This window comes from Paenarthrobacter sp. E2MeOHC11, from assembly GCF_058744955.1.
The window spans coordinates 500,800-526,925 of the sequence record NZ_CP196673.1; the positions used below are offsets into that span (position 1 = coordinate 500,800).

A 26,126-nucleotide genomic window follows, 5' to 3' on the forward strand; every position below is an offset into this window, starting at 1 on the left:
GTGACCCCGCGTTGCTTTAATCAGACGGCCCGAGCGCCCGCCCGCCAAACCGAGTGTGTTAGCGGGATCCCGGGACGGTAGGCCAGGTGTGTGGCCGACGGCGCCTTCAGCATGTGCAGGTCTGCGCGATGCCCGACGGCGAGCGAACCCACCGCCCTTTCGCCGTCGACGTCGTTCCCGGACTCCCTGCCCAACGCCAAGGCGCCGCCGTACGTTGCTGCGCGGACGGCCTCATGGACGCTCAGGTGCATCTGGAGGACGGCCGTGGTCACGCAGAAGGCCATGGAGCTGGTGTACGAGGTGCCAGGGTTGCAGTTGGCCGCCAGCGCTACCTGCACGCCGGCGTCGAGCAATTCACGGCCAGGCGCGAGGGGCTGGCGAGTGGAGAGGTCACAGGCGGGAAGGCAGGTTGCCACGGTGCCCCTTGCGCCGGCGCCCGTTGCCGGGTCCCAGCCCGCCCAGGTTCCTGCGAGCGAGGCGATGTCCTTGTCCGAGAGATAGTTGACGTGGTCCACGCTGGCGGCGGCGAACTCGACGGCCAATGCTACCCCGGGCCCCTCGCCCAGTTGGTTGCCATGGACCCGCAGGCCGAGCCCGGCGTTGCGGGCCGCCGTCAGGACGCGACGCGACTGGTCTTCCGTGAACGCGCCCCGTTCGCAGAAGACGTCGGCCCAGCGGACGTACGGCAGGACGGCGTCGAGCATTGGGCCGCAGACCAGGTCCGTGTATTCCTCCGGATCGGAGCCTTTCGGGACCAAGTGCGCGCCGAGGTAGGTGACCTCGTCCACTTCGGCCGCGGCGATGCGGGCGCTGCGGGCCTCATTCGCGACGTCGAGGCCGTAGCCGGTTTTGCTCTCCAGGTATGTGGTTCCTTGCGAGACCGCTTCAGCCACGCGGTCCCGCACGAGGCGGGTTAGTTCGTCGTCGCTGACGCTGCGTGTGGCTCCCGTGGTGACTGCGATTCCGCCGGCGCTGTAGCTTTCACCGGCCATGCGGGCCTCGAACTCGGCCGTGCGGTCGCCGGCGAAAACGAGGTGCGAGTGCGAATCAACCCAACCGGGCAGGACGGCACGGCCCTCCGCTTCGATTCTCGCGTCAGCGGCAGGGGCGTCCTTGGCGGGGCCGATCCAGGCGATGCGCTCACCTTCGATCACGATCGCCGCGTCCCTGAGGACTCGATGCTCGAGGTCCTGGGTCATCAACTCGCCGATGTTGGTGATGACAGTGGTGGTGCCGCTGTTCCCGTTCGTGATTCCGCTCATGACCCTATTGTTCAGCGCCGGATGGACCAGCGTACTGCCGCGAGCTGCTCCGCTGTCCGGGATTCCGGACTGTCTGCCGCGACGTGGTCGAGGATCAGGGAGGCTGCAAGTTCGGCGATGGCCGAGGACGTCTGGAACCCGTAGCCACCCTGTCCGGCCAACCAGAAGAAGCCGGGCGCTTCGGCGTCGAATCCCACCACGGGGATGCCGTCCGCGGCTTCGGTCCGCAGGCCTGTCCACGCACGGTCCACGGAGCGGATGCCCAGCGACGTTACACCGTTGAGTTTGCTGATCAGCGCCTCAACGTCACCTGGGTAAGGCTTGGCGTCCTCGGCTCCGCTGGGCACCGTTTCCGACGGCGAGATCAGTACCTGGTTGCCCTCGGCGCGGAAATAGAACGTGTCGTCTGCAGCACAGACCATGGGTGTTTCAGGCGTCAACGGGTTCTCCACGTTCACAATCGCTGCGGTCCGGCGGTAAGGCTGGAGTCCGAGCTTCTCCACGCCGCTGATAACGGCCAACTCATCCGCCCACGCACCGGCAGCGTTGACAACGACGCCGGACTGGAAGCCTTCTGTTCCCGCGCCCACCTGCCAGCCACTCCCCAGCCGCTGGGCCGAATGGACCTTGGCGCCGGTGATGATATCCACGCCCGCAGCTTCGGCGGTCCGGCGGTGTTCCTCGAGCAACAGCGGGGCGTTGCAGCCGAAGGAGCCGTTATCCAGCCCTGCGGCGGTGAAGGAATCGGGATTCAGCGCAGGGCAGAGCTGCATGGCCTCTTGGTGGGTGATGGGGTGCATATTGCCGCTGGCTTCGGCGCGAACAGTCTCCTGGTCCCCCACCAGCATGAACCCGCGAGGCGTCAGGATCGGCTCTGTCGCCTGGGCATCCCTCTCCGCCAACATCTCCAGTGTCCGGATGGTCAGCTCCTGGACCACCGCTGGGCCGTAGCTGGGGATGAGTTGCCGCGCGGAACGCGACGAAGTGTGGAAGGCCAGGGACTGCTCAGCCTCAACAAGCGCAACAGTGCACTTACCCGCCAGAGCCGCCGCCAACGACAGTCCCCCGATGCCGCCGCCAACGATTACCACGTCATAATTCGAAGCCATGGCTCCATCCTGTCAGACCGACGCGGCCGCGGCGACAGCCCTCCAACCCTTGCCACCCACCGACCATCTCTCACCTAACCGCCCTTAAACCCAAATGCTCTCTCACTTGCCCCAAGGGAGTGAGAGAGCATCAGGCAGGAACCCGCCGGAGGTGAGAGAGCATCAGGCGGAAACCCGCCGGAGGTGAGAGGGGGGGTCAGGCGACCGCGGCGCGACTCCTGACGAACGCCTGAACGCACGCTTCGACGTCGTCCGCGCTGTGGGCTGCGGAAAGCTGCACGCGGATGCGGGCCACGCCCTTCGGGACCACCGGGAAGCTGAAAGCTGTGACGAAGACGCCGTTGTTGAGCATCTCGTCGGCAACCTTCGCGGCAACCACGGCATCACCGAACATGACCGGGATGATGGCGTGTTCGCCGTCGAGGAGCTCGAAGCCTTCCTCGCTCATCCGGCGACGGAACAACGCTGCGTTCTCGAACAGGCGGGTACGGAGTTCGCCGGATTCCTGGACCAGCTCGATTGCCTTGATGGTGGCCGCAACGATGGCCGGGGCGAGCGAGTTGGAGAACAGGTAGGGGCGGGCCTTCTGGCGAAGCATCGCAACGATCTCGCCGCGACCGGAAACGTAGCCGCCCGACGCGCCGCCGAGGGCCTTGCCGAAGGTCCCCGTGTAGATGTCCACGCGCTCGGAAACACCGGCGTGCTCAGGCGTGCCGGCACCCGTGGGTCCCATGAATCCAACGGCGTGGGAGTCGTCCACCATCACCAAAGCGTCGTGTTTCTCGGCGAGGTCGCAGATGGCCTCGAGCGGCGCGAGGTAGCCGTCCATGGAGAACACGCCGTCCGTGACGATGATCTTCCGGCGGGAGCCTTCTGCTTCAACCAGCTTGGCCTCGAGGTCTGCCATGTCCTGGTTGGCGTAGCGGAAGCGCTTGGCCTTGCTCAGGCGGATGCCGTCAATGATGGACGCGTGGTTCAGGGAGTCCGAGATGATGGCGTCTTCGGGGCCGAAGAGGGACTCGAACACGCCGCCGTTGGCGTCGAAGCAGCTGGAGAACAGGATGGTGTCCTCGGTGCCCAGGAACGCGGAGACACGGGTCTCCAGTTCCAGGTGCAGGTCCTGGGTTCCGCAGATGAAGCGAACGGACGCCATGCCGAAGCCGCGCTCGTCCATGGCGGACTTTGCTGCGGCGATGATGTCCGGGTGGTCGGCCAGGCCAAGGTAGTTGTTGGCGCAGAAGTTCAGGACCTTGTTGGCGGGCTGGCCGAGCTGGCCGGCGGCGATGTGGCTGGCCTGCGGGGAGTCGATGTGCCGTTCGGTCTTGAAGAGACCGGCGCTGCGGATCTCGTCGAGTTCGCCCTGCAGTTGGTCTTTGATGGCTGAATACATGGGTGCTCCTAGGTTTTGGGGGTATCCGGTTGCAGTCAGGTCTTACAGTTCGGTCCAGTCGAGGACCACTTTGCCGCCTGTACCGTTGCGGGCGATTTCGAAGCCCTTTTCCCAATCCTTTGCGGACAGCTTGTCGGTGACGACGGCGGAGATGCTGCGGTGCAGCACGGGGTTGGAGGACAGCATGGCGCTCATGGCGTACCAGGTTTCGAACATCTCGCGGCCGTAGATGCCCTTGAGCGTGAGCATGTGGGTCACGACTTTGCCCCAGTCGATGTCGATGGACTGGCTGGGAAGGCCGAGCATGGCGATGCGGCCGCCGTGGTTCATGTTGTCGATCATCTCAGGGAGTGCCGTGGGGTGTCCGGACATTTCCAAACCGATGTCGAAACCTTCGCGCATGCCCAGTTCCTGCTGTGCCTCGCGAACGCGCATTTTGGAGACGTCCACGGCAAGGTCCACGCCCATCTGGCGGGCAAGTTCCAGCCGCGGCGCGGAGACGTCAGTGATGGCAATCTTGCGGGCACCGGCGTGGCGGGCGACGGCGATTGCCATAAGTCCGATGGGGCCGGCACCTGTAATGAGCACGTCTTCGCCGACCAGCGGGAAGCTCAGTGCGGTGTGGACGGCGTTGCCGAAGGGATCGAAGATGGCGCCGAGTTCCGGGGTGACGGATTCATCATGGTGGACCCAGACGTTGGTTTCGGGGATGACGACGTACTCGGCAAAGGCGCCATCGCGCTGCACGCCGACGGAGACCGTGTGGATGCACATCTGGCGGCGACCGGCGCGGCAGTTACGGCAGATGCCGCAGACTATGTGGCCTTCGCCGGAGACCCGGTCCCCCACCTTGACGTCGCGGACGTCCTCGCCGATTTCCACTACTTCGCCGTAGAACTCGTGGCCTGCGATGAGTGGCGTTTCGATGATGCCCTGGGCCCAGGCATCCCAGCTTTGGATGTGGAGGTCGGTACCGCAGATGCCGGTGGTCATCACACGGATCTTCACGTCGCTGGGACCCGCTTCGGGCTCGGGACGGTCGACGAGTTCGAACCCTGCGTGCGGTCCGGATTTGTAGAGAGCCTTCATGGAATTCCTCACTGCTGGGGCTGCTTCGCTGCTGCTGAGTCCATTGAATCCCCGCCGACGATTTAGCACAACTAGATTCTTCTCAATCAACGATTTAGTATTTGCTAATGGAAATTCACCAGCTGCAGATGCTCCGGGAACTCGGCGACCTGGGCAGCGTGAAGGCCGTGGCAGAGACACTCATGGTCACACCCTCGGCCGTTTCCCAACAGCTCGCCCTGCTGCAGAAGTCGGTGGACGTCCCGTTGACGCGCAAAGAGGGCAGGGCTTTGGTGCTGACCGACGCAGGCCGCGTGCTCGCCGAGGCCGGTGCCGCCGTCGTGAACGCCATGGCGGATGCACGGGCAGCAATCGGTGCCTACCACGACGCTCCCGATGCGCCGGTGAGTGTGAGCGCATTCCACAGTGCCGGCCAGGCGCTGTTCGCGCCGCTGGCGGCCCTGCTGGCCAGCGGAAAGTCGTCCGACGACGGGAAGTCGCCTCGGCTGCGACTCTCCGATGAGGACGTGGCACAGGAGGATTTCCCGGGGTTGGCTGCCCGGTACGACCTTGTTTTGGCGCACCGGATGGACAACAGCCCGCAGTGGCCTGGAGACAAAGTGGCGGTGATTCCGCTCGCCGACGAGCCACTGGACATCGCGCTCCCCGCGGGCCACGCCCTGGCAGCCCGGCACGAACTGGAGCCGTCCGACGTCGTGGGCGAATCCTGGGTGACCAGCCGCGACGGCTACTCCCCCGCCGATGTGCTGGCCGCCGTCGTTGCCGTGAGCGGGCGGCCGGCAGAGGTGCTGCACCGCATCAACGACTACTCCACTGTCGCTGCGCTGGTCTCGGCGGGCGGAGCGATCGGGCTCCTGCCGCGGTTCACGGCACGCAGGGTCCTGGACGCCGGAGTGGTGTTGCGTCCGCTGTCAGGGGTGAATTCGGTGCGCAAGATCGACATCCTGGCCCGGCCGGAGACTCTTAAACGGAAATCGGTCATGACGGTTTGCGAGTCACTTCAAACCGTCATGACCGAGCTTATCGAGCTATCCAGCCCCCGCTGACCGCGGACGGTCAGTCGCGGACCAGGGCGGGCTGGCCGGCGTCGAAGTACTCCACCATCTCCTCAGGGAGTTCCGGAACCTCGCGGGCCGAGCCGTCCCCGCGCAGCGATTCGGCTGCGAGGATGCCGGCCACTACTGCCTGGCGCGCGGCGATGGGGCTGGTCTGGGTCTGGCCGCCTACGGAAGCGAACCGCAGGAATTCCTCGATCAGGCGGGGATCCGCGCCGCCGTGGCCGCCTTCCCCGTCCTGGATGGTGATGACCTCGTCAGGCACTGCATAGCCTGACGTCCGACTGGTCCACACGTTGATGGTTTCGCCGGGGCCGTCGCCGAGGTTCTCGATCCGGCCCTTGGTGCCGATCACCGTGTAGTTGCGCCAGTAATCAGGCGTGAAGTGGCACTGCTGGTAAGAGGCCAGGACGCCGTTGTCCAGCACCATGTTCATCATGGAGATATCCTCGACGTCGATCACCTCCGCCAGGTCCTTCTGCTCGGTGGGCGGCCAGTTGTCCATGGAGAACCAATCCCCCATGCGCTTGCCGGCATTGTTGCTGCGGTTGGCTACGTCACCGTAGACAGCAAGATCGCCGACGGCGGCAACCCGCTTGGTGTAGCCACCGGCAAGCCAGTGGATCACATCGATGTCGTGCGCACCTTTTTGGAGCAGCAGCGAGGTGACATTGGCGCGCTGCGCATGCCAGTCCTTGAAGTAGTAGTCACCGCCGTGACCGACGAAGTGGCGGCACCACACGGCCTTGACATCGCCAATTCGGCCTTCCTCGATGAGCTGGCGCATCTGGACGACCACCGGCATGTGCCGCATATTGTGGCCGACGTACAAGCGGGTGCCGGTTTCGTAGGCCGTCGTAAGGATCAAGTCCGCAGCCTCCACAGTGATGTCGAGCGGCTTCTCGCAGAAGGTGGGGATGCCCGCCTTGAGCGTACGGACCGCGACGGCGGCGTGCTGGTTATCGGGGGTCAGGACCAGGACGGCGTCCAGGCCGCTGGCCAGCAGTTCCTCAAGATCGTCCGTGACCCGGGCCGTAGGAATGCGTTCCGCAGCGTCCGCCCGGCCTCGTTCACTGAGGTCGCAAACAATGGTGACCTCGGAGCCCTGGCCCGGCTTATGGGCGTGTTTCCAAAGCCCTGAACGCAGGCCGAAACCTACGATGCCGACCTTCAAATCCTTTTCCATGGTGTGCTTTTTCCTTCTTCTGGTTCCTAGTAAAGTCTGGTTGCGGCGCTGCGGTGCGGCGCCGATTCGCGCACGAACAAGTGCCAGGGAAAGTCGAGGACGCCGGGTTGCTCCGTCGCGGTCGTGCCGGCCGGACCTGTGGCCCGCCTCAAGAGAACCCGGGCGAGTTTGTCGAAGAAATCGACGGGACCCACGGTGCTCAGCGATGGTGACATCCGCTCACCTTCCACGGTGTTGCCCACGCCGATGATGTCCACATCAGTGCCAACGGCCAGGCCCAGGCGCTGGGCGGCATTAATGGCGCTGACAGCCGCGTAATCGGTGGTGGCGTAGATGGCGGTAGGCCGGTCCGGCAGGCTGAGCAGCCGCGTGGCCGCGGCGTAGGCCCCGGCACTGGTGCCATCGAACAAGCCAACGAAATCGTCGCGTTCCGGAATCCCCGCATCCGCCAACGCCTCCGAGTACGCACGGTACCGGGTACCGCCGGAGGTGCCGGCCGCCGTTGCGGGAGTCAAACAAGCTACCCTGCGATGGCCGTGGAGCAGGTGCTCCACGGCCATGCGGCAGCCCGGCCCGGCGATGGAACGGATGACGTCGAAGCCCTCCGCTTTTACTTCCTCGTCGAAGACCACCAGCGTGGTTCCGTGCTCGGCCAGTTTCCGCAGGGCGTCCCGCTGGTCGGGACGGACTGCGTCCACGAACACGGCGTCGGCGTTGTGGGTGCCGAGCACTTTGACCCAGTCGGCGTCGCCCAGGATCATCGGAGTGATTCCCAGCGGGACCGCAGCCTTCTGCACGGCCTCGATGACGGACAGGGACCAAGGATCGGACAGCATGGTCAGCGACAGGATGACCGTATTGGTCCGGCCGGTCCGGATGGCCCGGGCCGCCTGGTTGGGGCGGTACCCGAGCCGCTCCGCAGCCGCCTTGACCTTCTCCGCCGTCGGATCCGACACCCCAGGTCCGCCATCGCCGCGGCGCCCCGACAGCACATAGGAAACCGTGGCCGTGGAAACTCCCGCCAACTCGGCCACCATACGTATGGTGGGCCGGATTCCGGTGGTGCTCGCTTTTGCCATGGTTCCCCCTGCTGGTGTTCTTTGTGTTGACGCGTTGGTGCGTTCTTGGTCTGGTCCGTTGTTGGTCTGGTCCGTGTTGGTTTGAGGCTAGCTCCTGAACACCGGCACGTTCGGGTCCAACGCGGCCTGGTACTCATCGCGCATCTTGTCGCCGCCTTCGCTCTTCCAGCGTTTGACCGCGTCCTTGAGCTCGTCGATCTTGGCGCGGCCGGTAATGATGTCCACTACCTTGTCGCGCAGCTGCTTGGTGATCTTGGCGCCCACCTTGGCGTTGGTGTCCGAGTAGGAACCGTTGGTGGGGTTCCGCCAGGCGAACTCAAGGAGCTTCTCCTCCTGCTGGCTGACATACCGGGTGTCGTCGTCGAAACCGGGGTTGAAGATGACGTTTTCCGGGCTGGACATGATGTTCAACGCCGACACCAGTCCGGGGGCGTTGGTTGTTCCCGTTTCGGTGCGTGCCGGGTTCCCGGAGCCGTCGATCGTGTAGTCCTGGCCGAGCTCGCCGAAGTTCTTCTGCATGTACTCCACGGTGCCGAACGGTGCGGACAGGTAGTTGATGAGCGAGAGCAGCTCGCGGATCTTGCCCTCGTCGGCCTTCTTGAACGGGGTGAAGCCCACCGTTCCGTAGCCCATGTCGTACACCGGTTTGACCTTGCCGTCCGCACTGAACGGAATGAGGACATCGAACTGGGCGGTCTTGTTCAGTGCACGGTAGCTGCGGATGTCGTGCGGGCCAACCACCACCTGGGCGGCCACGCTGCCGTTGGCGACGCGCGAACGGATGTCGGTTGCCTTGGAGTCCGGGTAGAAGACGCCGGCTGCGAACATCTTGGCCGTGAACTCCACGCCGGCCATGTATTCATCGGTTTCGTACAGGTGGGTCAGCGTGCGGTCCTTGTTGACGGCCCAGCTGTTCGGGGCGCCAAACCATTCGGTGACCATGTGGAGTGCATTGATATAGGCAGGTTCGAGCGCGTACTGCTGGTCCCCCGGTCGGGTCAGCTCCTTGGCCTTCTCAAGGAATTCGCCGGCGCTGGCCGCTTCGAAGCCGCCCACCTTGGCCCACATGTCGTGGTTGCCCAGGTACACCTGGCCAAAGGGGGTACTCGGGATGGGAGCTCCCCAGATCTTGCCGTTCACGACGGCGGTCTTCCAGGAATCGGGCTTGAGTGCGGCCAGGTTGGGATACTCCAGGACGGCGTCACCGGAGAGGTACGGCGTCAGGTCCTGGAACTTGGCTTCGAGCATGGGTCCGACGTTGGGGATGCCCTGGTTCGGCGGAACCCACATCATGTCCGGGAGATCGTTACTGGCCAGGACGGTCGCGAACTTGGCTGGGTAGCCGTCTCCGATGTCTTCGGCGATCTGGAGCTCCAAGTCGCCGCCGAGCTTGGCGTTGAGTCGCTGCCAGAAGGGGTTGTCCTTCATGCCAGGGCTCATGGTGTCGAAGGTTTCGGTGAGACCGGTGACCTTGCCCTTGAGCGGCGGCGTCTTCACGGACTGCACAGCGGTGGGCAGCTTGAAGTAGCCAGCTTGGAGGCCCTTGGCGTTGCCCGCGATGTCCGGGGTGACGCCAGTGAATTCCTTGTAAGTGGGCAACTTGACCGAAGCTGAGGCAGCGGCGCCTCCGTTGCTCGCGGCTCCGCCACCACCACAGGCGGACAAGCCTGCGGCGGTCACGGCCAAGCCGGCGAGGCCAAGGAAACCGCGGCGGCTGAATCCGGCCTGGGAGGTAGTGCTCGTCATGGCATAACCCTTTCTGGTTACTTGCTTTTTGTCTGGGGGTTTTGGGTGTTTGGGCTTGTGGATAGTGGGCTTCGGGGCGGGACTAGCCCTTGACTGCTCCGGTGATGACGCCCTTGGCAAAGTGCTTCTGGAGGAACGGGTAGACCATCAGGATCGGGACGAGCGCCACCACGACCACTGCCATCTGGATGGACTGCGGTGGCGGTGTGGTGGTGATTCCCAGCTGGTCCGCCGCGCCACTGCCCTGGACCACGAAGTTGCGGAGCAGCAACTGGATGGGCCACTTGCTGTGATCGTTGATGTACAGCAGGGCGTTGAAGAACGAGTTCCAGAAACCGACGGCGTAGAACAGCCCGACGACGGCGATCACGGCTTTGGACAGCGGCATCACGATGCGCCACAGGATCTGCCAGTCGTTGGCGCCGTCGATCCTGGCGCTTTCGATCAATTCACCCGGAATGTTCATGAAGAACGAGCGCATCACCACGAAGTTGAATGCTCCGAAGATGCCCGGGAGGATCAGCGACCAGAGGGAGTCAAGCAGTCCCAGCTGGCGGATCATGAGGAATGACGGGATCAGGCCCGGCGCAAACAGGAGCGTAAACAGGACTGCGAGGATCACAGGACGGCCAAAGAGCACCGTCCGGCTGGTGGCATAAGCCATGGTGATGGTCACGAACAGGGCCAGGATGGTGCCCACCGCCGTGACCAGCATGCTCACGCCGAGTGACTGCAGCACCATGGGGCCTTTGAAGATGGTGGCGTAGGCCTCCAGCGTGGGACGCTCCGGCCACAGGACAAAACCACCGGCCTTCACGAGTTGCTCAGTGTCGGCCAGCGACGTTGAGACCACCAGGAGGATGGGCGTCAGAATGGACAGGCTGAACACGATCAGGACCACTGCCTTGACCGTTTGGTACAGGGCGGAAGGCTTTTCCTTCCATACCGGGCGCTTGGGGTTGTACGTAAGTTCCCGGGGTTTTCTAGCGAAAAGTGTTGTTGCCATGGGGTTCTCCTTGTGCGGCAGGCGCGCGGGTCAGCGGGGCTTTCAGCGCACTTGTTTTGCGAAGATTCCGTCTTCGCCGAAGCGGTGGGCAAGTTTGTTGGCGCCGTAGATCAGCAGCGCACTGACCACGCCCTTCGCGAGGCCGGCCGCGGCACCTGAGCTCCAGCCGCCTCCCACTACGCCGGTGTAGTAGGTGAAGGTGTCCAGCACTTCCGCGGCTCCAGCGCCCACTGCGTCACGCTGCAGGATGAACTGCTCAAAGCCGACAGAGAGGATGTCGCCGATGCGCAGGATGAGCAGGAGCACAATCACGGGCCTCAGGCCTGGGAGGGTGATGTGCCACATCCGGCGCCAGCGGCCTGCACCGTCAGCCGCCGCAGCCTCATAGAGGGAAGCATCGATGCTGGCGAGGGCTGCCAGGAAGATGATCATTGCCCAGCCCGCGTCCTTCCAGATCATCTGGACGACCACCATGACCGGGAATGTTTCCGGGTTGGTCATGAAGGGAATGGGATCCATGCCCCAGTCCCGGAGAAGGTTGTTGACGAAGCCTGCGCCGCCCAGCATTTGCTGGAAGAACGCGATCACCAGCACCCAGGAAAGGAAGTGCGGCAGGTAGGCGATGCTCTGGAAGATCCGGCGGACCCGGGTGCTGATCAGTGAATCCACAATCAGCGCCAGCACCAGCGGCACCGGGAACAGGAAGACCAACTGCCAGGCAGCCAGGTACAAGGTGTTCCAGAAAGCGTGGATGAAGTCCGGATTGCCGAACAGATCCACAAAGTTCTGCCAACCAACCCACAAGCTGTCGCCGATGCCCAAGTAGGGCTGGTAGTCCTGGAACGCGATGACGTTGCCCAGGATGGGGATGTAGAAGAAGAGCAGCAGGAAGGCCACGCCCGGGACCATCATGAGCAACATCTGCTTGTCGCGTCGCAGGCGGGATCGGAAACTCTGCTGCGGGGGCTTGCTTCGCTTCCGCTTCTTCGCACCGGATCCGGGGGTGTCTCCACCTGCCGGGGCCGGGACTCGGCGAGCTTCGGGCAATGCCGGAGCCTGTTCCGTCGTCGAGTTCATGCTGTCTCCTCAAGTGCTGAGGCCGAATCAGCAATGTGATTCAAGCCACGCTCGTTAACCGTTTAACAAACCATAAGTGACGCGCATCTCTTTTTGCAAGATCATGATCGAAACTGACCGCAAAAATCATTTTTCATCATTCCGACGGCTTCCCAACCAGCCGGAAACGCGGCCCCGCTAAAGTACAAGCAGGTGGAATTCACACAGGAGGTGGAAATGGCAGATTGCTGCAGCCCAGGCGCCGACGCCCGGGCGCATTCCAGGCCGGGGCTGATACTCCCCCTGCGTACCGTGGGCGGACAGCAGAACGTGCGCGCCGCCGTCGAGCCTTCCGCAAGCAGTCCCGCAGCGTCCAAGGAAACAAACGACGTCGGCATCCCCGCCGGGACCTTCGCGATGGGCGACCCCTTCGGCGAGGGCTATGAAGCCGACGGCGAGTCTCCAGTGCACCACGTGTCCATTTCAGGCTTCCGGATCAGCGCCACCACCGTCAGCAACGAGGATTTCGCGGCGTTCGTGGACGCCACCGGGCATCGAACCGAGTCGGAAACGTTCGGAACATCGGCAGTGTTCCATCTGGCCGTCAGAGCCGCCACGCAGGACATCCTCAACCGCGTCAACAACGTGCCCTGGTGGCTCAACGTCCGTGGAGCCGACTGGGCACACCCTGCAGGACCGCTCTCGCACTGGTCCGAAATCCCGGACCACCCCGTAACCCATGTGTCGCACAACGATGCTCTGGCCTACTGCGAGTGGGCCGGCCGGCGGCTGCCCACAGAAGCTGAGTGGGAATATGCGGCCCGGGGCGGCCTACCCGGCCAGAGGTACCCCTGGGGCAACGAACTGCACACCGATGAGCCAGGCGAGGCTGCCCACAACTGCAACATCTGGCAAGGCGAGTTCCCTTCCCGCAACACGGTGGAGGACGGCTACCTCACCACGGCACCCGTGCGTTCGTTTGCCCCCAACGGCTACGGTCTGTACCAGACCAGCGGGAACGTGTGGGAATGGTGCAGCGACTGGTTCCTGCCCAAGTACTACAAAACGTGCCTCGCAGCAGGAACCGTCGAAGACCCCCAGGGGCCCACGATTGGCCGCGGCAGGGTGATGCGCGGCGGCTCGTACCTCTGCCACGATTCGTACTGCAACCGCTACCGCCTCGCAGCACGGAGCTCGAACACGCCGGACTCAGCCAGCGGCAACCTCGGATTCAGGACTGTGGCCCTCTAACTGATTGGCGCTGTAGCCTACTTGGGCCCGTGGCCCCTGTGCCCGTGGCCGCCTTTGAGGCCCGCAGGCAACTCGCCCGATACCACCCTGGTAGCCGTGACGGTATCGCCGTCCTTCGTCCCGCTGATGCGCACTGTGTCGCCAGGTTTGAGGTCGGCAGCCGTGGCCGACGGCAATGTGGGCCGGCCCCTGCCATTCCTCAGATCCGAAGTATCAGCAGGCACCTTGGCGATCCGTGTCTCCGCCTTGATCACGTACCGCTGGGCAAAGCCGTCCTCGCTCTTCACTGTCACTTCGGAGTCGCTGACGGTCTCGATGGTTCCAAGCTGCGTGACAACGGTGCGGAAGGTGCCGTCCTGTTGCTTGACGACGTGCTCGCCATGGATTGCCTGCCCACGCCCCTCGGTGGACTTGGCTTTCGTCGTCGCGGACGGACTGGGTGAAGCAGAGGTGCTCGACGGCGAAGGGCTGGGTTGGGTGCCCGCCCACACAGCGGCGGCCCCGCCGCCGGTCAGTGCGACGGCGATCCCGCCGGCAAGGAGGCCCTTACGAAGGCCTGGTCTGAGAGTGGCCATACATCCATTGTGCGCCCAAAGCACAGTAGGCCGCAGTAAAAACTGCGGCCTACTGTGATGCTTGAAGCGGGTGCTTAGCCCTCGACGCCGAGCTTCTCCAGGATGAGCTCGCGGACTCGTCCGGCGTCCGCTTGGCCACGGGTGGCCTTCATGACGCCGCCAACGATCGCACCGATGGCCTGAACCTTGCCACCACGGATCTTCTCCGCCACGTCAGGCTGTGCTGCCAGTGCGGCGTCGATGGCTTCCAAGAGGGGGCCGTCATCGGACACAACGGCCAGGCCGCGCTGCTCGACGATCTCCGCCGGAGTACCTTCGCCGGCGAGGACGCCGTCCAGGACCTGGGTGGCCATCTTGTTGTTGATCTTGCCATCTTCGACGAGCTTGTTCAGCTCGACGATGACCTGCGGAGTGACGCCCAGCTCGGAAGGATCAACGTCGGCAACCTTGGCGCGGCCAACGATCTCACCCATCCACCACTTACGGGCAACATCGGCGGACGCACCGGCTGCGATGGTTTCCTCGATGGAGTCCATGACGCCGGCGTTGACCACGTCACGGAACTCCAGGTCCGAGTAGCCCCAAGCTTCCTTGAGGCGCTTCCGGCGCTCGGCCGGCGGCTCGGGAAGGGTAGCGCGCAGCTCCTCCACCCACTCACGGGACGCGACGACGGGAACCAAGTCCGGCTCCGGGAAGTAGCGGTAATCGTCAGCATCGGACTTGGGCCGGCCCGACGTCGTCGAACGTGTGTCCTCGTGCCAGTGGCGTGTCTCCTGGATGACCGGCTCGCCGGAATCCAGGACGGCAGCGTGGCGCTGGATTTCATAGCGGACGGCGTGCTCGACGGCGCGCAGCGAGTTCACGTTCTTGGTTTCCGAACGGATACCGAAGCGTTCCCGGCCGTGCGGGCGCAGGGAAACGTTGGCGTCGCAACGGACGTTGCCGCGCTCCATCTTGGCATCGGAAACACCAAGGTTCTTCACGATCTCGCGAACAGCAGCGACGTACGCCTTGGCCAGCTCAGGCGCACGGCTGCCCGCGCCCTCGATGGGCTTGGTGACGATCTCAACCAGCGGAACACCCGAACGGTTGTAGTCCACCAGCGAGTAGTCGGCACCCTGGATGCGGCCCGCGGCGCCACCCATGTGGGTCAGCTTGCCGGCGTCCTCCTCCATGTGGGCGCGTTCGATCTCCACGCGGAAGACCGTGCCGTCCTCGAGCTCGATGTCGAGGTATCCGTCGTAGGCGATCGGTTCGTCGTACTGCGAGGTCTGGAAGTTCTTCGGAGTGTCCGGGTAGAAGTAGTTCTTCCGGGCGAAACGGCAGGACTCGGCGATCTTGCAGTTCAGTGCAAGGCCGATCTTGATGGAAGACTCCACAGCCGTCTTGTTCACTACCGGCAGGACGCCGGGCATGCCCAGGTCAACCTCGTTGACGTTGGTGTTCGGCTCGTCACCGAAGACGTTCGGCGCGGAGGAGAACATCTTGGTCTTGGTGTTGAGCTCCACGTGGACCTCGAACCCCAGGACGGGATCGTACTTCTCCATGGCCTCTTCGAAGCTCAGGGTTGCGTCGACGGACATTAGTTGGAACCTCCGGCGGTGGTTGAAGCTGATGAAAGCTCAGGCGCCTGCGCAAGCATCGGGCCGCCCCACTTCTCTTCAAGCATGGTTTCGAGGACCGCACCCACGCGGTACAGGCGGGCATCCTGGCGGGCCGGAGCCAGCAACTGGATACCAACGGGCAGGCCGTCTTCATCAGCCAGTCCACCCGGCAAGGACAAGCCCGGGATACCGGCGAGGTTGGCCGGGATGGTTGCGACGTCGTTCAAATACATTGCCAGCGGATCATCCAGCTTCTCCCCCAGCTTGAACGCCGTGGTGGGCGCCGTCGGGGAGATCAGGACATCGGCCTTGGCGAAAGCGGCGTCGAAGTCGCGTTGGATCAGCGTGCGGACCTTCTGCGCCGAGCCGTAGTAAGCGTCGTAGTAGCCAGCGCTCAGTGCATAGGTACCCAGGATGATGCGTCGCTTCACCTCGTCGCCGAAGCCGGCGGCGCGGGTAGCACCCATGACGCGCTCGATGGTCATGGGACCGTCCTTGGGCAGCACGCGCATGCCGAAGCGGACACCGTCGAACTTGGCCAGGTTGCTGGACACCTCGGACGGCATGATCAGGTAGTACGCACCCAGGGCGTACTTCAGGTTGGGGCAGGAAACCTCGACGATTTCAGCACCGGCATCCTTCAGCAGCTGAAGGGACTCGTTGAAACGGTTCTCGACGCCGGCCTGGTAGCCCTCGCCGTGAAGTTCCTTGACGATGCCGATCTTCATGCCGGCCACGTTGCCCACGCGGGCCGCAGCAACAAGGTCATTGAAGGGATCGGTCAGTGACGTGGAGTCAAACGGATCGTGGCCGCCGATGACTTCCTGCAGCAACGCCGAGTCCAGCACCGTACGGGAAACCGGGCCGATCTGGTCCAGCGACGACGCCATGGCAATGGCACCGTAACGGGACACTGCACCGTAGGTCGGCTTCACGCCAACGGTTCCGGTGACTGCACCGGGCTGGCGGATTGAGCCACCGGTGTCCGTCCCGAGCGCCAGCGGCGCTTCAAAAGCGGCGACGGCGGCAGCTGAGCCACCGCCCGAACCGCCAGGAATCCGGTCCAGGTCCCACGGGTTGCGGGTGGGGCCGTACGCAGAGTGCTCCGTGGAGGAGCCCATGGCGAATTCATCCAGGTTGGTCTTGCCCAGGATCGGCATCTTGGCCGCGCGCAACTTCTTCACCACGGTGGCGTCGTACGGGCTGTTCCAGCCTTCAAGGATCTTCGAACCAGCCGTCGTCGGCTGGCCAATCGTCACGATGAGGTCCTTCACGGCGATCGGCACACCAGCGAGGGCATGCAGCTCTTCGGCGGCGGAACCGCCGGAAGCGCGGGCAGCATCAACCTCGGCCGCAACAGCCAAAGCCTCTTCGCCGTTAACGTGCAGGAACGCATGAACCTGGCCGTCGACGTCGGCAATGCGGTCAAGGTGCGCCTGCGTTACTTCGACGGCGGTAACCTCGCGGGAAGCCAGCTTGGCAGCGAGATCGGCAGCGGAGTGGCGGATGAGTTCGTTCTTCAGATCAGTCATGTGATTAGCCCTCATCCAGGATTGCCGGGACCTTGAAACGGTTCTCGTAAGCATCCGGAGCACCGGACAATGCCTGCTCAGCCGTGAACGTGTGGCCCACAACGTCCTCACGGAACACATTGGTCAACGGAATCGGGTGCGACGTCGCCGGGACGTCCTCCCCCGCAGCTTCGCTCACGCTCTTCACCGAATCCACGATGACAGCAAGCTCAACAGCCATCCTGTCCAGTTCTTCGGCACTCATTTCAATGTGAGCCAGACGCGCAAGATGCGCGACGTCGTCACGGTTGATCGCAGCCATGGATCTCCCCTGCAAAGTTCAAATGGTTTTCCGAACCAGTCTACTTGTCCATGCGCCCCTGCTGGACGATGCGCTGGCGCGCAGGGCGAGTGGTTGAGTTCGGTGGCTGCCCGCAGACGATCCTTTGGTCGCTCGCTCGTTCCTCGCTTAGACGCGACCGGCAGGATGTCTCCGGTCCGCCGCCTATTGCCCATCTCACCTTGCGGTCGGCACCCACCCCACTTCTGGACCCAACCACAAAGACGGCTGAGCGGACCATATGCACTTTGCTTTCCCGTTGGGTTGGGACGTGGGCTGGGTGGGCTTGATCGGAACGCGGGATGGGACTTTCTTCGCTGCGCGGAATGAAGCGGGCGGCCCTTCACACGGAACGACCCAGGCATCCGGGTGCTGCGCGGGCTGAAGCGGGCGCCCGGAAGCGTGCGTCCAAGCGAGGCACGAGCGAGCACGCGGAGGGCGGCCGCTTCGGGCCGCCCTCCGGGGGATTTCTGGTTCGTTCCGCGCCGCGGCACGAAGGATTGTTTGGGCCGTTTGCGCCTGCGGCGCACCCGGGTTGGGGTGCTGCGCGGCGGGTTAGCCGATGCCGATGGCTCCGGTCAGGACTCCGACTGCCAGCATGACGATCGAGACGACTGCCGTGCGCCACAGGACCTTTTTGTGGTGGTCGCCCAGGTCAACCTTGGCGAGGGATACCAGCAGGAGGATCGCGGGGACCAGGGGGCTTTGCAGGTGGAACGGCTGGCCAGTGATGGAGGCGCGGGCCATGTCTGCTGCATCCACCCCGTAGTGGGCGGCGGTTTCGGACAGGACCGGGAGGACACCGAAGTAGAAGGCGTCGTTGCTCATGAAGAAGGTCATCGGGATGCTGAGCAGGCCGGTGATGACTGCCATGAACGGACCCATGTCGGCGGGGATGATCTGGACGAGCCACTCGGACATTGCCTTGACCATGCCGGTGCCGTTGAGGACACCGGTGAGGACTGCGGCTGCCATGACCATGCTGACGACGGCGACGATCGAGGGTGCGTGCGCGATCAGCTGGGCGCCCTGGTCCTTGACCTTGGGGAAGTTGACCAGCAGGGCGATGGCGGAGCCGACCATGAACACAAACGGCAGCGGAACGACGTTGGCTACCAGGACCACCATGACGGCGACGGTCAGGCCCAGGTTGAACCAGAACAGCTTGGGCCGGAGGGTCTTGCGGTTGGGGTCAAGTGCGGTGTCAGCCATGGCGGTGTCGTGGTCGTCCACCAGGGTGGCCGGGTCTTCGAGGACCGCGACGCCGGAGCCTCCGCCGGTGCCCGGCTTGCCTGCCGGCGTGGTGGAGCTGTTGCGACCAAAGCCGAAGCGGCCCTTACCTGAGCCCGAACCGGCGGCGACAGATCCGCCGCGGCCAGTGCCGCCGTCGAACGCTTCCGAAGGATCGGCGACGTCGCCCCAGATCTCAGGGGCGGTGGTGCGGAGGCGGTTGCGTTCCTGCAGTCCGAGCAGCCAGGCGAAGACCAACACAACGATGAGGCCAACGATGAGCGAGGGGACCATGGGGACGAAGACATCGTTGACGTCCAGGTGCAGCGCGGTGGCTGCGCGGGCCGTGGGACCGCCCCACGGCAGGATGTTCATGGTGCCGTTGGCGAGGCCGGCGACGCATGTGAGGACCACGGGGCTCATCTTGAGCCGCAGGTAGACGGGGAGCATCGCGGCAGTAGTGAGGATGAAGGTGGTGGAGCCGTCGCCGTCCAGGGAGACTGCTGCGGCGAGGATCGCGGTGCCGAGGACAACCTTGGCGGGGTCGTTGCCCAGCTTGCGCAGGATGAACTTCACCAGGGGGTCGAAGAGTCCGACGTCGATCATCAGGCCGAAGTAGATGATGGCGAACATGAGGAGCGCGGCCGTCGAGGTCATGGACTTCATCGAGTCCATCACCATGTCGCCGATACCGAGGCCCGCCCCGGCGAACAGGCCAAAGACGGTGGGGACGATGATCAGCGCCAGAACGGGCGTCAATTTTTTGGTCATGATCAGGACCATGAATACCGCAATCATTGCGAATCCAAGCAAAACCAGCACGGCCGGCTCCTTACTACTGTGAATGGCGCCACGTCGGTGTGATGCGCACTACAGACGATATGGTGGCGCCCGTCACTGGCCGGGGTTTCCGGGAATTGTTGGGAATACTGCTCGTTGCGAACGTTTTGCGCATTGTGCTCAGTGCTTCAATGGAGCTGGACGAAAGGAGCAAGGGTGCCGCGATTCAGCAGGGTCAGTATGCGTTTCTCCACCCAAACACTTCTCCTCCAATTGGGAGTTGTCTTGCTGGTGGTTCTGCTCAGCGGTGCTGTCCACGGCTGGCTGGTCTACGAACGGATCGGCACGGAAGCCGAGAACCAAGCACTCACCCTCGCCAGGACGGTTGCCGCGGATCCGGATATCCGGGCCGGCGTCCAAGAGATCAGCAAGGAACAGGGAACGCCTCCCCCGGAGGTCCTCGCCGCCGGTCCCCTGCAGGCTGCGGCCGAAGCCGTCCGGGTCCGTACTGGTGCCTTGTTCGTGGTCATCACGGACGAAACCGGCCTGCGGCTGGCCCACCCCGAAACGGCGCGGCTTGGTGAACGGGTCAGTACCGACCCGTCCGTCGCCCTGGGCGGCGAAGAAATCACGACGCGCAACACGGGCACGCTGGGGCCTTCTGCCGGTGCGAAAGTTCCGGTCTACGGTCCAGGGGGTTCAGGAGTGATTGTTGGCGAGGTCAGCGTCGGCTATTCCGTGGAGTCCCTCAGCAACAGCCTGGCCCGCGACATCGTGCCCATTGCCCTGACCGCCGGCGGCGCCCTCTTGGCGGGCGTGCTGGCATCGTTCCTGCTCCGCCACCGCCTGCAACGCCTCACCCTGGGTTTGGAGCCCGAGGAAATCAGCACGCTGGTCCACGACCAAGTAGCAGTGCTCCAGGGCGTGGATGACGGAGTTATCGGCATCGCGGCTGACGGACGGATCTCGGTATTCAACGCCGCAGCGGCCCGGCTCCTGGACATCCCCGATGCCACCGGACAGGACTGGGCAAGTGCTGCCGTACCCGAACAGCTGAGGCAGCTCACCCAACCGGCAGCCCGCGATGCAGAGGCCGTGGAGATCGTTGCAGGCGGACGCGTCCTGGTGGCCAGCGCGCGCAAGGCCTGGCACCGGAAGGAAGACCTCGGCTGGGTTGTCATGCTGCGCGACCGAACGGAACTGCAGCAGCTCACCCGCCAACTGGATGCCGTGGGAACCATGTCCACCGCCCTGCGTGCGCAGCGCCACGAGTTCGCCAACCAACTCCACACCATCGCCGGTTTCATGAGCATCGGACAGTACGATTCCGCCAAGGAGTACCTGGCCCGGACCTCCGCCACGGGACCATTGAAGTTCCCCGTGGAGCAGGCCGAACTCCTCCAGGACACGTATTTGCAGGCCTTTATTGGCGCCAAAGGGGTGGAGGCTTCAGAGCGCGGCGTGACCCTGCGCATCGGGCCAGAGACACTGGTCCGTGGACACGTTGCCGATCCCCAGGACGTGACCACCGTGCTCGGCAACCTGATCGACAACGCGGTGAGTGCCGCCGTCGCCGGTTCCGCCACGGAACGGTGGGTGGAAGTTGAGCTGCTGGACGACTTCCCTGACCACGACGCCACCCAGGACGGCGGCACCCTGCACCTCGTGGTGGGTGACTCGGGCGACGGTTTGGGGAGCCTGGAACCTGAGGAAGTCTTCGCCGAGGGATTCACGACGTCGGAACAACCGGTACGCTCGGGGGCTGGACAAGGTTTGGGGCTGGCTTTGGTGCGGCAGCTTGCGCGGCGGCGCGGCGGAGATGTGCGCGTACTGGAATCGGGCACCGCTGGCGGTCCGGGCGCCGTTTTCATGGCAACCATCCCCGGCGTCATGGATTCCGCAGACGCCGGTGCGGGCTCAACGGTGAGGGAGGACAGCAGTGGCTGATGATTTGAGGGTGTTGATCGTGGATGACGACTTCCACGTCGCAAGGCTCCACGCCGCCTATGTGGATTCCGTGGCCGGGTTCATGGCCTTGGCGCCGGCCGGATCCGTGTCCCAAGCCCTGCAGGCGATCCATAGCCTGCGCCCGGACCTGGTGTTGCTGGACGTGTACTTACCGGACGGCTCAGGCTTGGACCTGCTGGGCCAGCTGGACGTCGACGCCGTGATGCTCACTGCTGCCTCTGACGCGCAGTCCATCAAGGTCGCACTGCGCCGCGGCGCCCTGGGGTACATGCTCAAGCCCTTCACCGCGGAGTCCCTTTCCCAACAGCTCAGGTCCTACGCGCGGTATCGCCGGATCCTCGGCCAGCAGACCGCCGTCGATCAGACAACCATTGAACGTGCCAAGCGCTCCCTGATTCCCGGTGACGTCACGCCGGCCGCCAAACCCCGGTCCGCCACGGAAGCGGCCGTCCTGGAATCGTTGGTTGCCGGCGAGCAATACTCCGCAGCCGAGGTCGCGGAGAGGGTGGGCGTTTCCCGCGCCACAGCGCAAAGGTACCTGTCCTCGCTCGCGGACGATGGCGCCGTCGAAATCCAACTCCGCTACGGAAGCACGGGCCGCCCTGAACACCGTTACGGCGTCCCGGGCTAACCCCAGCAGGTAGCAGCAAACGCCCTTTTGAGGGCTCAGAAGGGCGTTTGCTGCTACAAATTGGGGGCGCTACGGCAGGGGGCGTTACGCGGGCTTCTGCGCCACGAGCTCAATCTCGACGAGCATTTCCGGGTCCAGGAACGGCAGGACGTGCACCAGTGCCAGGGTCGGACGGATCTCGCCGAAGACCTCACCGTGCGCACGGCCGGCGTCTTCCCACTTGCTGATGTCCGTCAGGTACAACTTGGACTGGACCACGTCCTCGTAGGAGAAGCCGGCCTCCTCCAGAACGGCACCCAGCTTCTCCAGGATGTACTTGGTCTGCGAGTAGAAGTCGTCGCCAACAATCCCCGGTTGACCATCAACGACCCCGCTGGCTGCCGTAGCTGAAATGAAGAGGGTATTGTCCACCTGGACTGCGCGGGAGTAACCAAGGGTCTGTTCCCAGACCGAACCCGTGCCGAATGTCTTGCGCATGCCGCGCCTTTCCTGTCGCTTCGCGCGGTCCGGTGACCGGCGTTTACGAAGGAAACTTTATGACTGTGGGAGGTCCAGCCGGTAAACGAACAGCTTTATGTCGGTGCCCGGGACAAACCAGTCACGGTGCGGCGCGCGGTCAAAGCCCGTACGTGCGTACAGGGCGTTGGCGCTTTCCCACGTGGCGCCCGTCGTCAGGGACACAGCCTTGATGCCGTCCATGGCCTTGGCTTGGTCGACGACGGCCTGCACCAACGCACGGCCCGCGCCGGAGCGCTGGACTGCCGGATCCACCACCAGGGTACGGAGTTCCAGCTCGTCGTCGAGGCCGATGTCCGAGAAGCCGCCACCGGCAGGAGCTGCCGTCACAGAGCCGATAACTTCGCCGTTGCGCTCCGCCACCAGGATCTCAGCGTGCTCCGCGCGGCCGGCCACGTCCTGGAGCTTCTGCAGGTACGGGTGGTCGGCGTCGCCGTAGTACCCCGCGGTGACGTAGGACTCCTGCGTAATGCGGGCAACGGCGTCGTAGTCTTCGGGCAGGGCGGGACGGACGGTAATCGGCGAAAGCACCTACCAATGGTAGTCGCGCCGCACATGCGCACAGCGCCAAAAGCCCCTTTCCGTGATGGAACTATCAGTCGTGAACGGAATTCACGACGCCGGTTGAGGGCGTCTTGTTGATCAGATGGACAACCGACGGGGTGCTTTTGTGTTGCCTCCCATGGCGTCGGATGGAGTTCCGTTGCTCGCGGTGAACCCCGGTTTCGTGCTGTTGCGGGGACATGTCGAAACGCTGGCGCAGGGCGTGGCGGGCGTGCTTGAGTTGCCACACGGCCAATGACTGACGCCCGCACACCGTGCCGACTTTCGTAGACAGAGAACAGGAGGAACCGATGCCCACCACCGTTTTCCATGCATACGCAACGCAGGCTCACTCCTGCTGTCCATCCCGCCTTCAGAACTAGCGATCTGCACCGCTGCCCCGTCGATACCCTTGGCTCCGGGCTGCAGCGACCCTCCCGCACCTGAAAGGCTTTACATGTCCCCCGCGTCCCTCCGCGCCCAAAAACTCCCCACAACACCCCCGAACCGCCGCCACATTCTTGGCGCCCTCCTCGCAATTCCCGCCCTCGGGCTCCTGACAGCCTGCGGCGGAGCAGCAACCGCCGGCGGCGAGGCCACGCAGGCCGCACAAGTGACGGCCCCGCTGGCAACGACTGTCCCGGAAGGCACCACGCTTGTTGTGGGCGATCCCTCCGTGCAGGTCGCCCTCGAGCTCTCCGGCTTGGACAAGAAGCTCAGCTTCCCCGTGAAATTTGCCAACATCTCCGGCGGCCCCGCCACCACCGAAGCGTTCCGGGCCAACGCCCTGGATGTGGGCTCCGTGGCCGATATCCCTCCCATCCACGCCACGTGGACCGGGCTGGATGTCCGCATCGTCGCCAGCGTCTACCGCCAGGACGCCGTGAACCACCCGTTGTACGAGCTGGGTGTGGCACCCGACGCGGGCATCACGGACCTCCAAGGGCTCCGCGGCAAGAAGATCGCGTACAGCCCAGGGCAGGCACAGGGCGCCCTGGTGCTGCGAATCCTCGAGAAGGCCGGCCTGCAGCAAAGCGACGTGAAGCTCGTGGAACTCCCCAGCACCGGCGACACCTACTCCACTGCCCTGTCCAGCAAGCAGGTTGATGCCGCTCCGCTGGGAGGCGTTCAGATCAAGCGTTACCTGGCCAAGTACGGCGCCGACGGCGGAACCACGCTGCGGCACGGCCTCCGGGACGATCCCGGCCACCTGTACGCTCCGGCCAAGGTGCTGGATGATCCCGCCAAGGCTGCGGCGCTTGCCGAATACGTCGAAATCTGGGGCCAGGCCCAACGGTGGATCCAAGACCACCCCAAGGAATGGCTCCAGGGCTACTACGTCAACAACCAAGGGCTTTCCGTCGAGGATGGCCAGTACCTGATCGATGCCGCCGGCGAGCGCGACCTTCCCACGTCATGGACCGACGCGATTGCCCGGCACCAGCAGACCATCGACCTGCTTGCCCGCGAACAGAAGAAGCCTCAGTTGGACGCCGCCAAACTCTACGACCTGCGCTTCGAGGCCATCGGCGGCACGGCGTACGCTGCCGCAGCGAAGGTGGCGTAGCCATGACCACCACTGCTGCCCGCCGAGCGACGACGGTCACCGCTCCCCCGTTCAAAGGCGACGCCGGCACTCACCCGGGTGCCGCCGTCGAACCCCACCTCGCCCCGAACCTCACCGGCCGCCCCGACATCCGGCCCACGAGCCGTCGCCTGGGACCTGGGAAGCGCCGGCGATTTGCAGGCCTGGTGGGTCCTGCCGCGCTGATCCTGTTGTGGGTGGTCGCCTCGGCGACCGGTTTGTTGGACCCACGCATCCTGTCCGAGCCGTGGACCGTGGTTTCAACGGCCGGCGAACTGATCGCAGATGGCCGGCTCCAGGAGAACCTGGCCATCTCGGCCCAGCGCGCTGGTTTGGGGCTGTTCTTCGGCATCGTAGTGGGAGCCGTCCTGGCCGTCCTGTCGGGCCTGAGCCGGGTGGGTGAATCCCTGATCGACGGCCCGGTGCAGATCAAGCGCGCCATTCCCGGACTGGCCCTGATTCCCCTGCTGATCCTGTGGTTCGGCATCGACGAAACCATGAAGGTCCTCACCATCACTCTGGGTGTGTTTGTCCCGATCTACCTCCAAACCCATGCCGGGTTGCGCGGCATCGACCTCCGCTACGTCGAACTGGCACAAACCGTGGGCCTGAGCCGGGCCGGGTTCATCCGGCGCGTTGTCCTGCCGGGAGCTTTACCAGGGTTCTTCCTGGGACTTCGATTCGCCGTCACCGGTGCCTGGGTCTCCCTCGTGGTGGTCGAACAGATCAACTCCACCAGCGGCATCGGCTACATGATGGAGCTCGCCCGCACCTATGGCCAAACCAACATCATCGTCCTGGGCCTGGCCGTCTACGGCGTCCTGGGTCTGCTCTCCGATGCAGCCGTCCGGCTCCTGGAACGAAAGGCATTGTCATGGCAACGCACACTGGCGGGCTAACTACGGCGCGCCCCTCCTACGAGGTCTCCGTCCGGAACCTGATTCGCAGCTTCGGACCCAAAGGTGTCCTCAACGGCGTCGACCTCGATATTGCCCCGGGCGAGTTCGTCGCCCTCCTGGGTCCGAGCGGCTGCGGCAAAAGCACCCTGCTCCGCGCCCTCGCCGGACTGGACCGCGACGTCCGCGGCAGCGGTGTGGTGAAAGTCCCGGAGCAGGTGTCCGTGGTGTTCCAGGATTCGCGCCTGCTGCCGTGGGACACCGTGCTGGGCAACGTCACGCTGGGACTCAAAGATCACGACGCCGATGCCCGCGGTCGCCGCGCACTCACCGAGGTGGGACTCGCCGGCCGCGAAAAGGCGTGGCCTCACGAACTGTCCGGCGGTGAGCAGCAACGCGTCGCCCTGGCGAGGTCGCTGGTACGGGAGCCCCGGCTGCTCCTGGCCGACGAACCCTTCGGCGCCCTCGATGCCCTAACCCGCCTGAAAATGCACACCCTCCTGAAGGAGCTCGTGGCCGCCCATCGCCCGGCGGTACTCCTCGTCACCCACGACGTCGACGAGGCCATCACACTGGCCGATCGCGTCATCGTCCTCCAAGGCGGCCGTGTCGCCTTGGAGCGCACCGCCGGAACCGCCGTCGACCATTCATCGCTGAGGGGCGAACTGCTCGAAGCCCTCGGCGTCCACGCTGCCGCCTGAACCCCCCTTATCCGAAT

The 26,126-nt window shown here is 64.5% G+C and carries 23 protein-coding genes; 7 read left to right on the plus strand and 16 right to left on the minus strand.

The features are described from left to right. Positions 1 to 20 precede the first annotated feature (20 nt). From hutI to tdh, 4 genes are all read right to left on the minus strand, one after another. Entirely contained in the window at positions 21 to 1,262 is a 1,242-nt protein-coding gene (gene hutI, locus ACSSVG_RS02320) for an imidazolonepropionase (protein WP_492417062.1), read from the minus strand. Positions 1,263 to 1,273: 11 nt separating this feature from the next. Beyond that, positions 1,274 to 2,371, minus strand: a complete 1,098-nt coding sequence (locus ACSSVG_RS02325) for an NAD(P)/FAD-dependent oxidoreductase (RefSeq protein WP_492417064.1) — start codon at positions 2,369 to 2,371, stop codon at positions 1,274 to 1,276. A gap of 196 nt (positions 2,372 to 2,567) precedes the next feature. Beyond that, on the minus strand, positions 2,568 to 3,761 hold the full coding sequence (locus tag ACSSVG_RS02330) for a glycine C-acetyltransferase (RefSeq protein ID WP_231341025.1): 1,194 nt from the start codon (positions 3,759 to 3,761) through the stop codon (positions 2,568 to 2,570). A 42-nt stretch (positions 3,762 to 3,803) separates the two neighbouring features. Then, the gene (gene tdh, locus ACSSVG_RS02335) at positions 3,804 to 4,850 is read right to left on the minus strand and encodes an L-threonine 3-dehydrogenase (RefSeq protein ID WP_492417065.1); all 1,047 of its coding nucleotides are present in this window, start codon (positions 4,848 to 4,850) and stop codon (positions 3,804 to 3,806) included. 107 nt (positions 4,851 to 4,957) lie between these two features. Between tdh and ACSSVG_RS02340 the strand changes: the two genes are divergently transcribed. Further along, a complete protein-coding gene (locus ACSSVG_RS02340; protein ID WP_231341023.1) occupies positions 4,958 to 5,896 on the plus strand; it encodes a LysR family transcriptional regulator in 939 nt (312 codons plus the stop codon). Between the two features lie 10 nt (positions 5,897 to 5,906). On the opposite strand, the gene ACSSVG_RS02345 is transcribed toward ACSSVG_RS02340, so the two are convergent. The 5 genes from ACSSVG_RS02345 to ACSSVG_RS02365 form a co-directional block, all read right to left on the minus strand. Next, complete coding sequence (locus tag ACSSVG_RS02345; RefSeq protein WP_231341022.1) at positions 5,907 to 7,091, minus strand: Gfo/Idh/MocA family protein; 1,185 nt, start codon at positions 7,089 to 7,091, stop codon at positions 5,907 to 5,909. 26 nt (positions 7,092 to 7,117) lie between these two features. Beyond that, positions 7,118 to 8,170 carry a LacI family DNA-binding transcriptional regulator gene (locus ACSSVG_RS02350; RefSeq protein WP_492417068.1) on the minus strand — a complete coding sequence of 351 codons (1,053 nt, stop codon included), beginning with the start codon at positions 8,168 to 8,170 and terminating at the stop codon, positions 7,118 to 7,120. A gap of 87 nt (positions 8,171 to 8,257) precedes the next feature. Next, positions 8,258 to 9,916, minus strand: coding sequence for a type 2 periplasmic-binding domain-containing protein (locus tag ACSSVG_RS02355; RefSeq protein WP_492417070.1), 1,659 nt, complete (start codon positions 9,914 to 9,916; stop codon positions 8,258 to 8,260). A gap of 82 nt (positions 9,917 to 9,998) precedes the next feature. Then, positions 9,999 to 10,922: a carbohydrate ABC transporter permease gene (locus ACSSVG_RS02360; protein ID WP_231339495.1), complete on the minus strand. Its 924-nt coding sequence runs from the start codon at positions 10,920 to 10,922 to the stop codon at positions 9,999 to 10,001. A gap of 42 nt (positions 10,923 to 10,964) precedes the next feature. Further along, positions 10,965 to 11,999 (minus strand): ABC transporter permease, encoded by a 1,035-nt coding sequence (locus tag ACSSVG_RS02365; protein ID WP_231339494.1) that lies wholly within the window; start codon positions 11,997 to 11,999, stop codon positions 10,965 to 10,967. A gap of 216 nt (positions 12,000 to 12,215) precedes the next feature. Here ACSSVG_RS02365 and ACSSVG_RS02370 point away from each other — a divergent pair, with 216 nt between their 5' ends. Then, positions 12,216 to 13,229 carry a formylglycine-generating enzyme family protein gene (locus tag ACSSVG_RS02370; protein ID WP_492419118.1) on the plus strand — a complete coding sequence of 338 codons (1,014 nt, stop codon included), beginning with the start codon at positions 12,216 to 12,218 and terminating at the stop codon, positions 13,227 to 13,229. 17 nt (positions 13,230 to 13,246) lie between these two features. Here ACSSVG_RS02370 and ACSSVG_RS02375 read toward each other — a convergent pair whose 3' ends face one another. From ACSSVG_RS02375 to ACSSVG_RS02395, 5 genes are all read right to left on the minus strand, one after another. Then, positions 13,247 to 13,804, minus strand: a complete 558-nt coding sequence (locus ACSSVG_RS02375; RefSeq protein WP_492417073.1) for a DUF5666 domain-containing protein — start codon at positions 13,802 to 13,804, stop codon at positions 13,247 to 13,249. 74 nt (positions 13,805 to 13,878) lie between these two features. After that, positions 13,879 to 15,387, minus strand: coding sequence for an Asp-tRNA(Asn)/Glu-tRNA(Gln) amidotransferase subunit GatB (gene gatB, locus ACSSVG_RS02380; RefSeq protein WP_231339491.1), 1,509 nt, complete (start codon positions 15,385 to 15,387; stop codon positions 13,879 to 13,881). Further along, on the minus strand, positions 15,387 to 16,940 hold the full coding sequence (gatA, locus tag ACSSVG_RS02385) for an Asp-tRNA(Asn)/Glu-tRNA(Gln) amidotransferase subunit GatA (RefSeq protein WP_492417075.1): 1,554 nt from the start codon (positions 16,938 to 16,940) through the stop codon (positions 15,387 to 15,389). The genes gatB and gatA overlap by 1 nt, the downstream gene beginning before the upstream one ends. A gap of 4 nt (positions 16,941 to 16,944) precedes the next feature. Then, on the minus strand, positions 16,945 to 17,241 hold the full coding sequence (gene gatC, locus ACSSVG_RS02390) for an Asp-tRNA(Asn)/Glu-tRNA(Gln) amidotransferase subunit GatC (RefSeq protein ID WP_026541440.1): 297 nt from the start codon (positions 17,239 to 17,241) through the stop codon (positions 16,945 to 16,947). A gap of 573 nt (positions 17,242 to 17,814) precedes the next feature. Further along, positions 17,815 to 19,311, minus strand: coding sequence for a CitMHS family transporter (locus ACSSVG_RS02395; RefSeq protein WP_231339489.1), 1,497 nt, complete (start codon positions 19,309 to 19,311; stop codon positions 17,815 to 17,817). A 198-nt stretch (positions 19,312 to 19,509) separates the two neighbouring features. Here ACSSVG_RS02395 and ACSSVG_RS02400 point away from each other — a divergent pair, with 198 nt between their 5' ends. Continuing rightward, positions 19,510 to 21,216: a sensor histidine kinase gene (locus ACSSVG_RS02400; protein WP_492419120.1), complete on the plus strand. Its 1,707-nt coding sequence runs from the start codon at positions 19,510 to 19,512 to the stop codon at positions 21,214 to 21,216. Then, entirely contained in the window at positions 21,209 to 21,868 is a 660-nt protein-coding gene (locus ACSSVG_RS02405; protein ID WP_231339488.1) for a response regulator, read from the plus strand. The genes ACSSVG_RS02400 and ACSSVG_RS02405 overlap by 8 nt, the downstream gene beginning before the upstream one ends. A gap of 84 nt (positions 21,869 to 21,952) precedes the next feature. On the opposite strand, the gene ACSSVG_RS02410 is transcribed toward ACSSVG_RS02405, so the two are convergent. Both ACSSVG_RS02410 and ACSSVG_RS02415 read right to left on the minus strand, forming a co-directional pair. Then, a complete protein-coding gene (locus tag ACSSVG_RS02410; RefSeq protein WP_253467442.1) occupies positions 21,953 to 22,345 on the minus strand; it encodes a RidA family protein in 393 nt (130 codons plus the stop codon). Positions 22,346 to 22,402: 57 nt separating this feature from the next. Next, a complete protein-coding gene (locus ACSSVG_RS02415; protein WP_231339484.1) occupies positions 22,403 to 22,915 on the minus strand; it encodes a GNAT family N-acetyltransferase in 513 nt (170 codons plus the stop codon). A gap of 469 nt (positions 22,916 to 23,384) precedes the next feature. Between ACSSVG_RS02415 and ACSSVG_RS02420 the strand changes: the two genes are divergently transcribed. From ACSSVG_RS02420 to ACSSVG_RS02430, 3 genes are read left to right on the plus strand one after another with little or no spacing between them, the layout of a single operon-like run. Then, complete coding sequence (locus ACSSVG_RS02420) at positions 23,385 to 24,494, plus strand: ABC transporter substrate-binding protein (RefSeq protein WP_492417078.1); 1,110 nt, start codon at positions 23,385 to 23,387, stop codon at positions 24,492 to 24,494. Between the two features lie 2 nt (positions 24,495 to 24,496). Continuing rightward, complete coding sequence (locus tag ACSSVG_RS02425; protein ID WP_492417080.1) at positions 24,497 to 25,411, plus strand: ABC transporter permease; 915 nt, start codon at positions 24,497 to 24,499, stop codon at positions 25,409 to 25,411. Further along, positions 25,387 to 26,109: an ABC transporter ATP-binding protein gene (locus ACSSVG_RS02430; protein ID WP_231339481.1), complete on the plus strand. Its 723-nt coding sequence runs from the start codon at positions 25,387 to 25,389 to the stop codon at positions 26,107 to 26,109. Before ACSSVG_RS02425 ends, ACSSVG_RS02430 begins: the two co-directional genes overlap by 25 nt. Positions 26,110 to 26,126 lie beyond the last annotated feature (17 nt).

Excerpts from the sequence above, each read along its gene's own strand:
- ACSSVG_RS02420 (WP_492417078.1), top strand. The coding sequence starts at position 23,385 with ATGTCCCCCGCGTCCCTCCGCGCCCAAAAACTCCCCACAACACCCCCG.
- ACSSVG_RS02410 (WP_253467442.1), bottom strand. The coding sequence starts at position 22,345 with ATGCGCAAGACATTCGGCACGGGTTCGGTCTGGGAACAGACCCTTGGT.
- ACSSVG_RS02345 (WP_231341022.1), bottom strand. The coding sequence starts at position 7,091 with ATGGAAAAGGATTTGAAGGTCGGCATCGTAGGTTTCGGCCTGCGTTCA.
- ACSSVG_RS02330 (WP_231341025.1), bottom strand. The coding sequence starts at position 3,761 with ATGTATTCAGCCATCAAAGACCAACTGCAGGGCGAACTCGACGAGATC.
- ACSSVG_RS02425 (WP_492417080.1), top strand. The coding sequence starts at position 24,497 with ATGACCACCACTGCTGCCCGCCGAGCGACGACGGTCACCGCTCCCCCG.
- ACSSVG_RS02400 (WP_492419120.1), top strand. The coding sequence starts at position 19,510 with ATGCGTTTCTCCACCCAAACACTTCTCCTCCAATTGGGAGTTGTCTTG.
- gatC (WP_026541440.1), bottom strand. The coding sequence starts at position 17,241 with ATGGCTGCGATCAACCGTGACGACGTCGCGCATCTTGCGCGTCTGGCT.
- ACSSVG_RS02350 (WP_492417068.1), bottom strand. The coding sequence starts at position 8,170 with ATGGCAAAAGCGAGCACCACCGGAATCCGGCCCACCATACGTATGGTG.
- ACSSVG_RS02375 (WP_492417073.1), bottom strand. The coding sequence starts at position 13,804 with ATGGCCACTCTCAGACCAGGCCTTCGTAAGGGCCTCCTTGCCGGCGGG.
- ACSSVG_RS02365 (WP_231339494.1), bottom strand. The coding sequence starts at position 11,999 with ATGAACTCGACGACGGAACAGGCTCCGGCATTGCCCGAAGCTCGCCGA.
- ACSSVG_RS02370 (WP_492419118.1), top strand. The coding sequence starts at position 12,216 with ATGGCAGATTGCTGCAGCCCAGGCGCCGACGCCCGGGCGCATTCCAGG.
- ACSSVG_RS02430 (WP_231339481.1), top strand. The coding sequence starts at position 25,387 with ATGGCAACGCACACTGGCGGGCTAACTACGGCGCGCCCCTCCTACGAG.
- ACSSVG_RS02340 (WP_231341023.1), top strand. The coding sequence starts at position 4,958 with ATGGAAATTCACCAGCTGCAGATGCTCCGGGAACTCGGCGACCTGGGC.
- tdh (WP_492417065.1), bottom strand. The coding sequence starts at position 4,850 with ATGAAGGCTCTCTACAAATCCGGACCGCACGCAGGGTTCGAACTCGTC.
- gatB (WP_231339491.1), bottom strand. The coding sequence starts at position 15,387 with ATGTCCGTCGACGCAACCCTGAGCTTCGAAGAGGCCATGGAGAAGTAC.
- ACSSVG_RS02360 (WP_231339495.1), bottom strand. The coding sequence starts at position 10,922 with ATGGCAACAACACTTTTCGCTAGAAAACCCCGGGAACTTACGTACAAC.
- ACSSVG_RS02355 (WP_492417070.1), bottom strand. The coding sequence starts at position 9,916 with ATGACGAGCACTACCTCCCAGGCCGGATTCAGCCGCCGCGGTTTCCTT.
- ACSSVG_RS02325 (WP_492417064.1), bottom strand. The coding sequence starts at position 2,371 with ATGGCTTCGAATTATGACGTGGTAATCGTTGGCGGCGGCATCGGGGGA.
- gatA (WP_492417075.1), bottom strand. The coding sequence starts at position 16,940 with ATGACTGATCTGAAGAACGAACTCATCCGCCACTCCGCTGCCGATCTC.
- hutI (WP_492417062.1), bottom strand. The coding sequence starts at position 1,262 with ATGAGCGGAATCACGAACGGGAACAGCGGCACCACCACTGTCATCACC.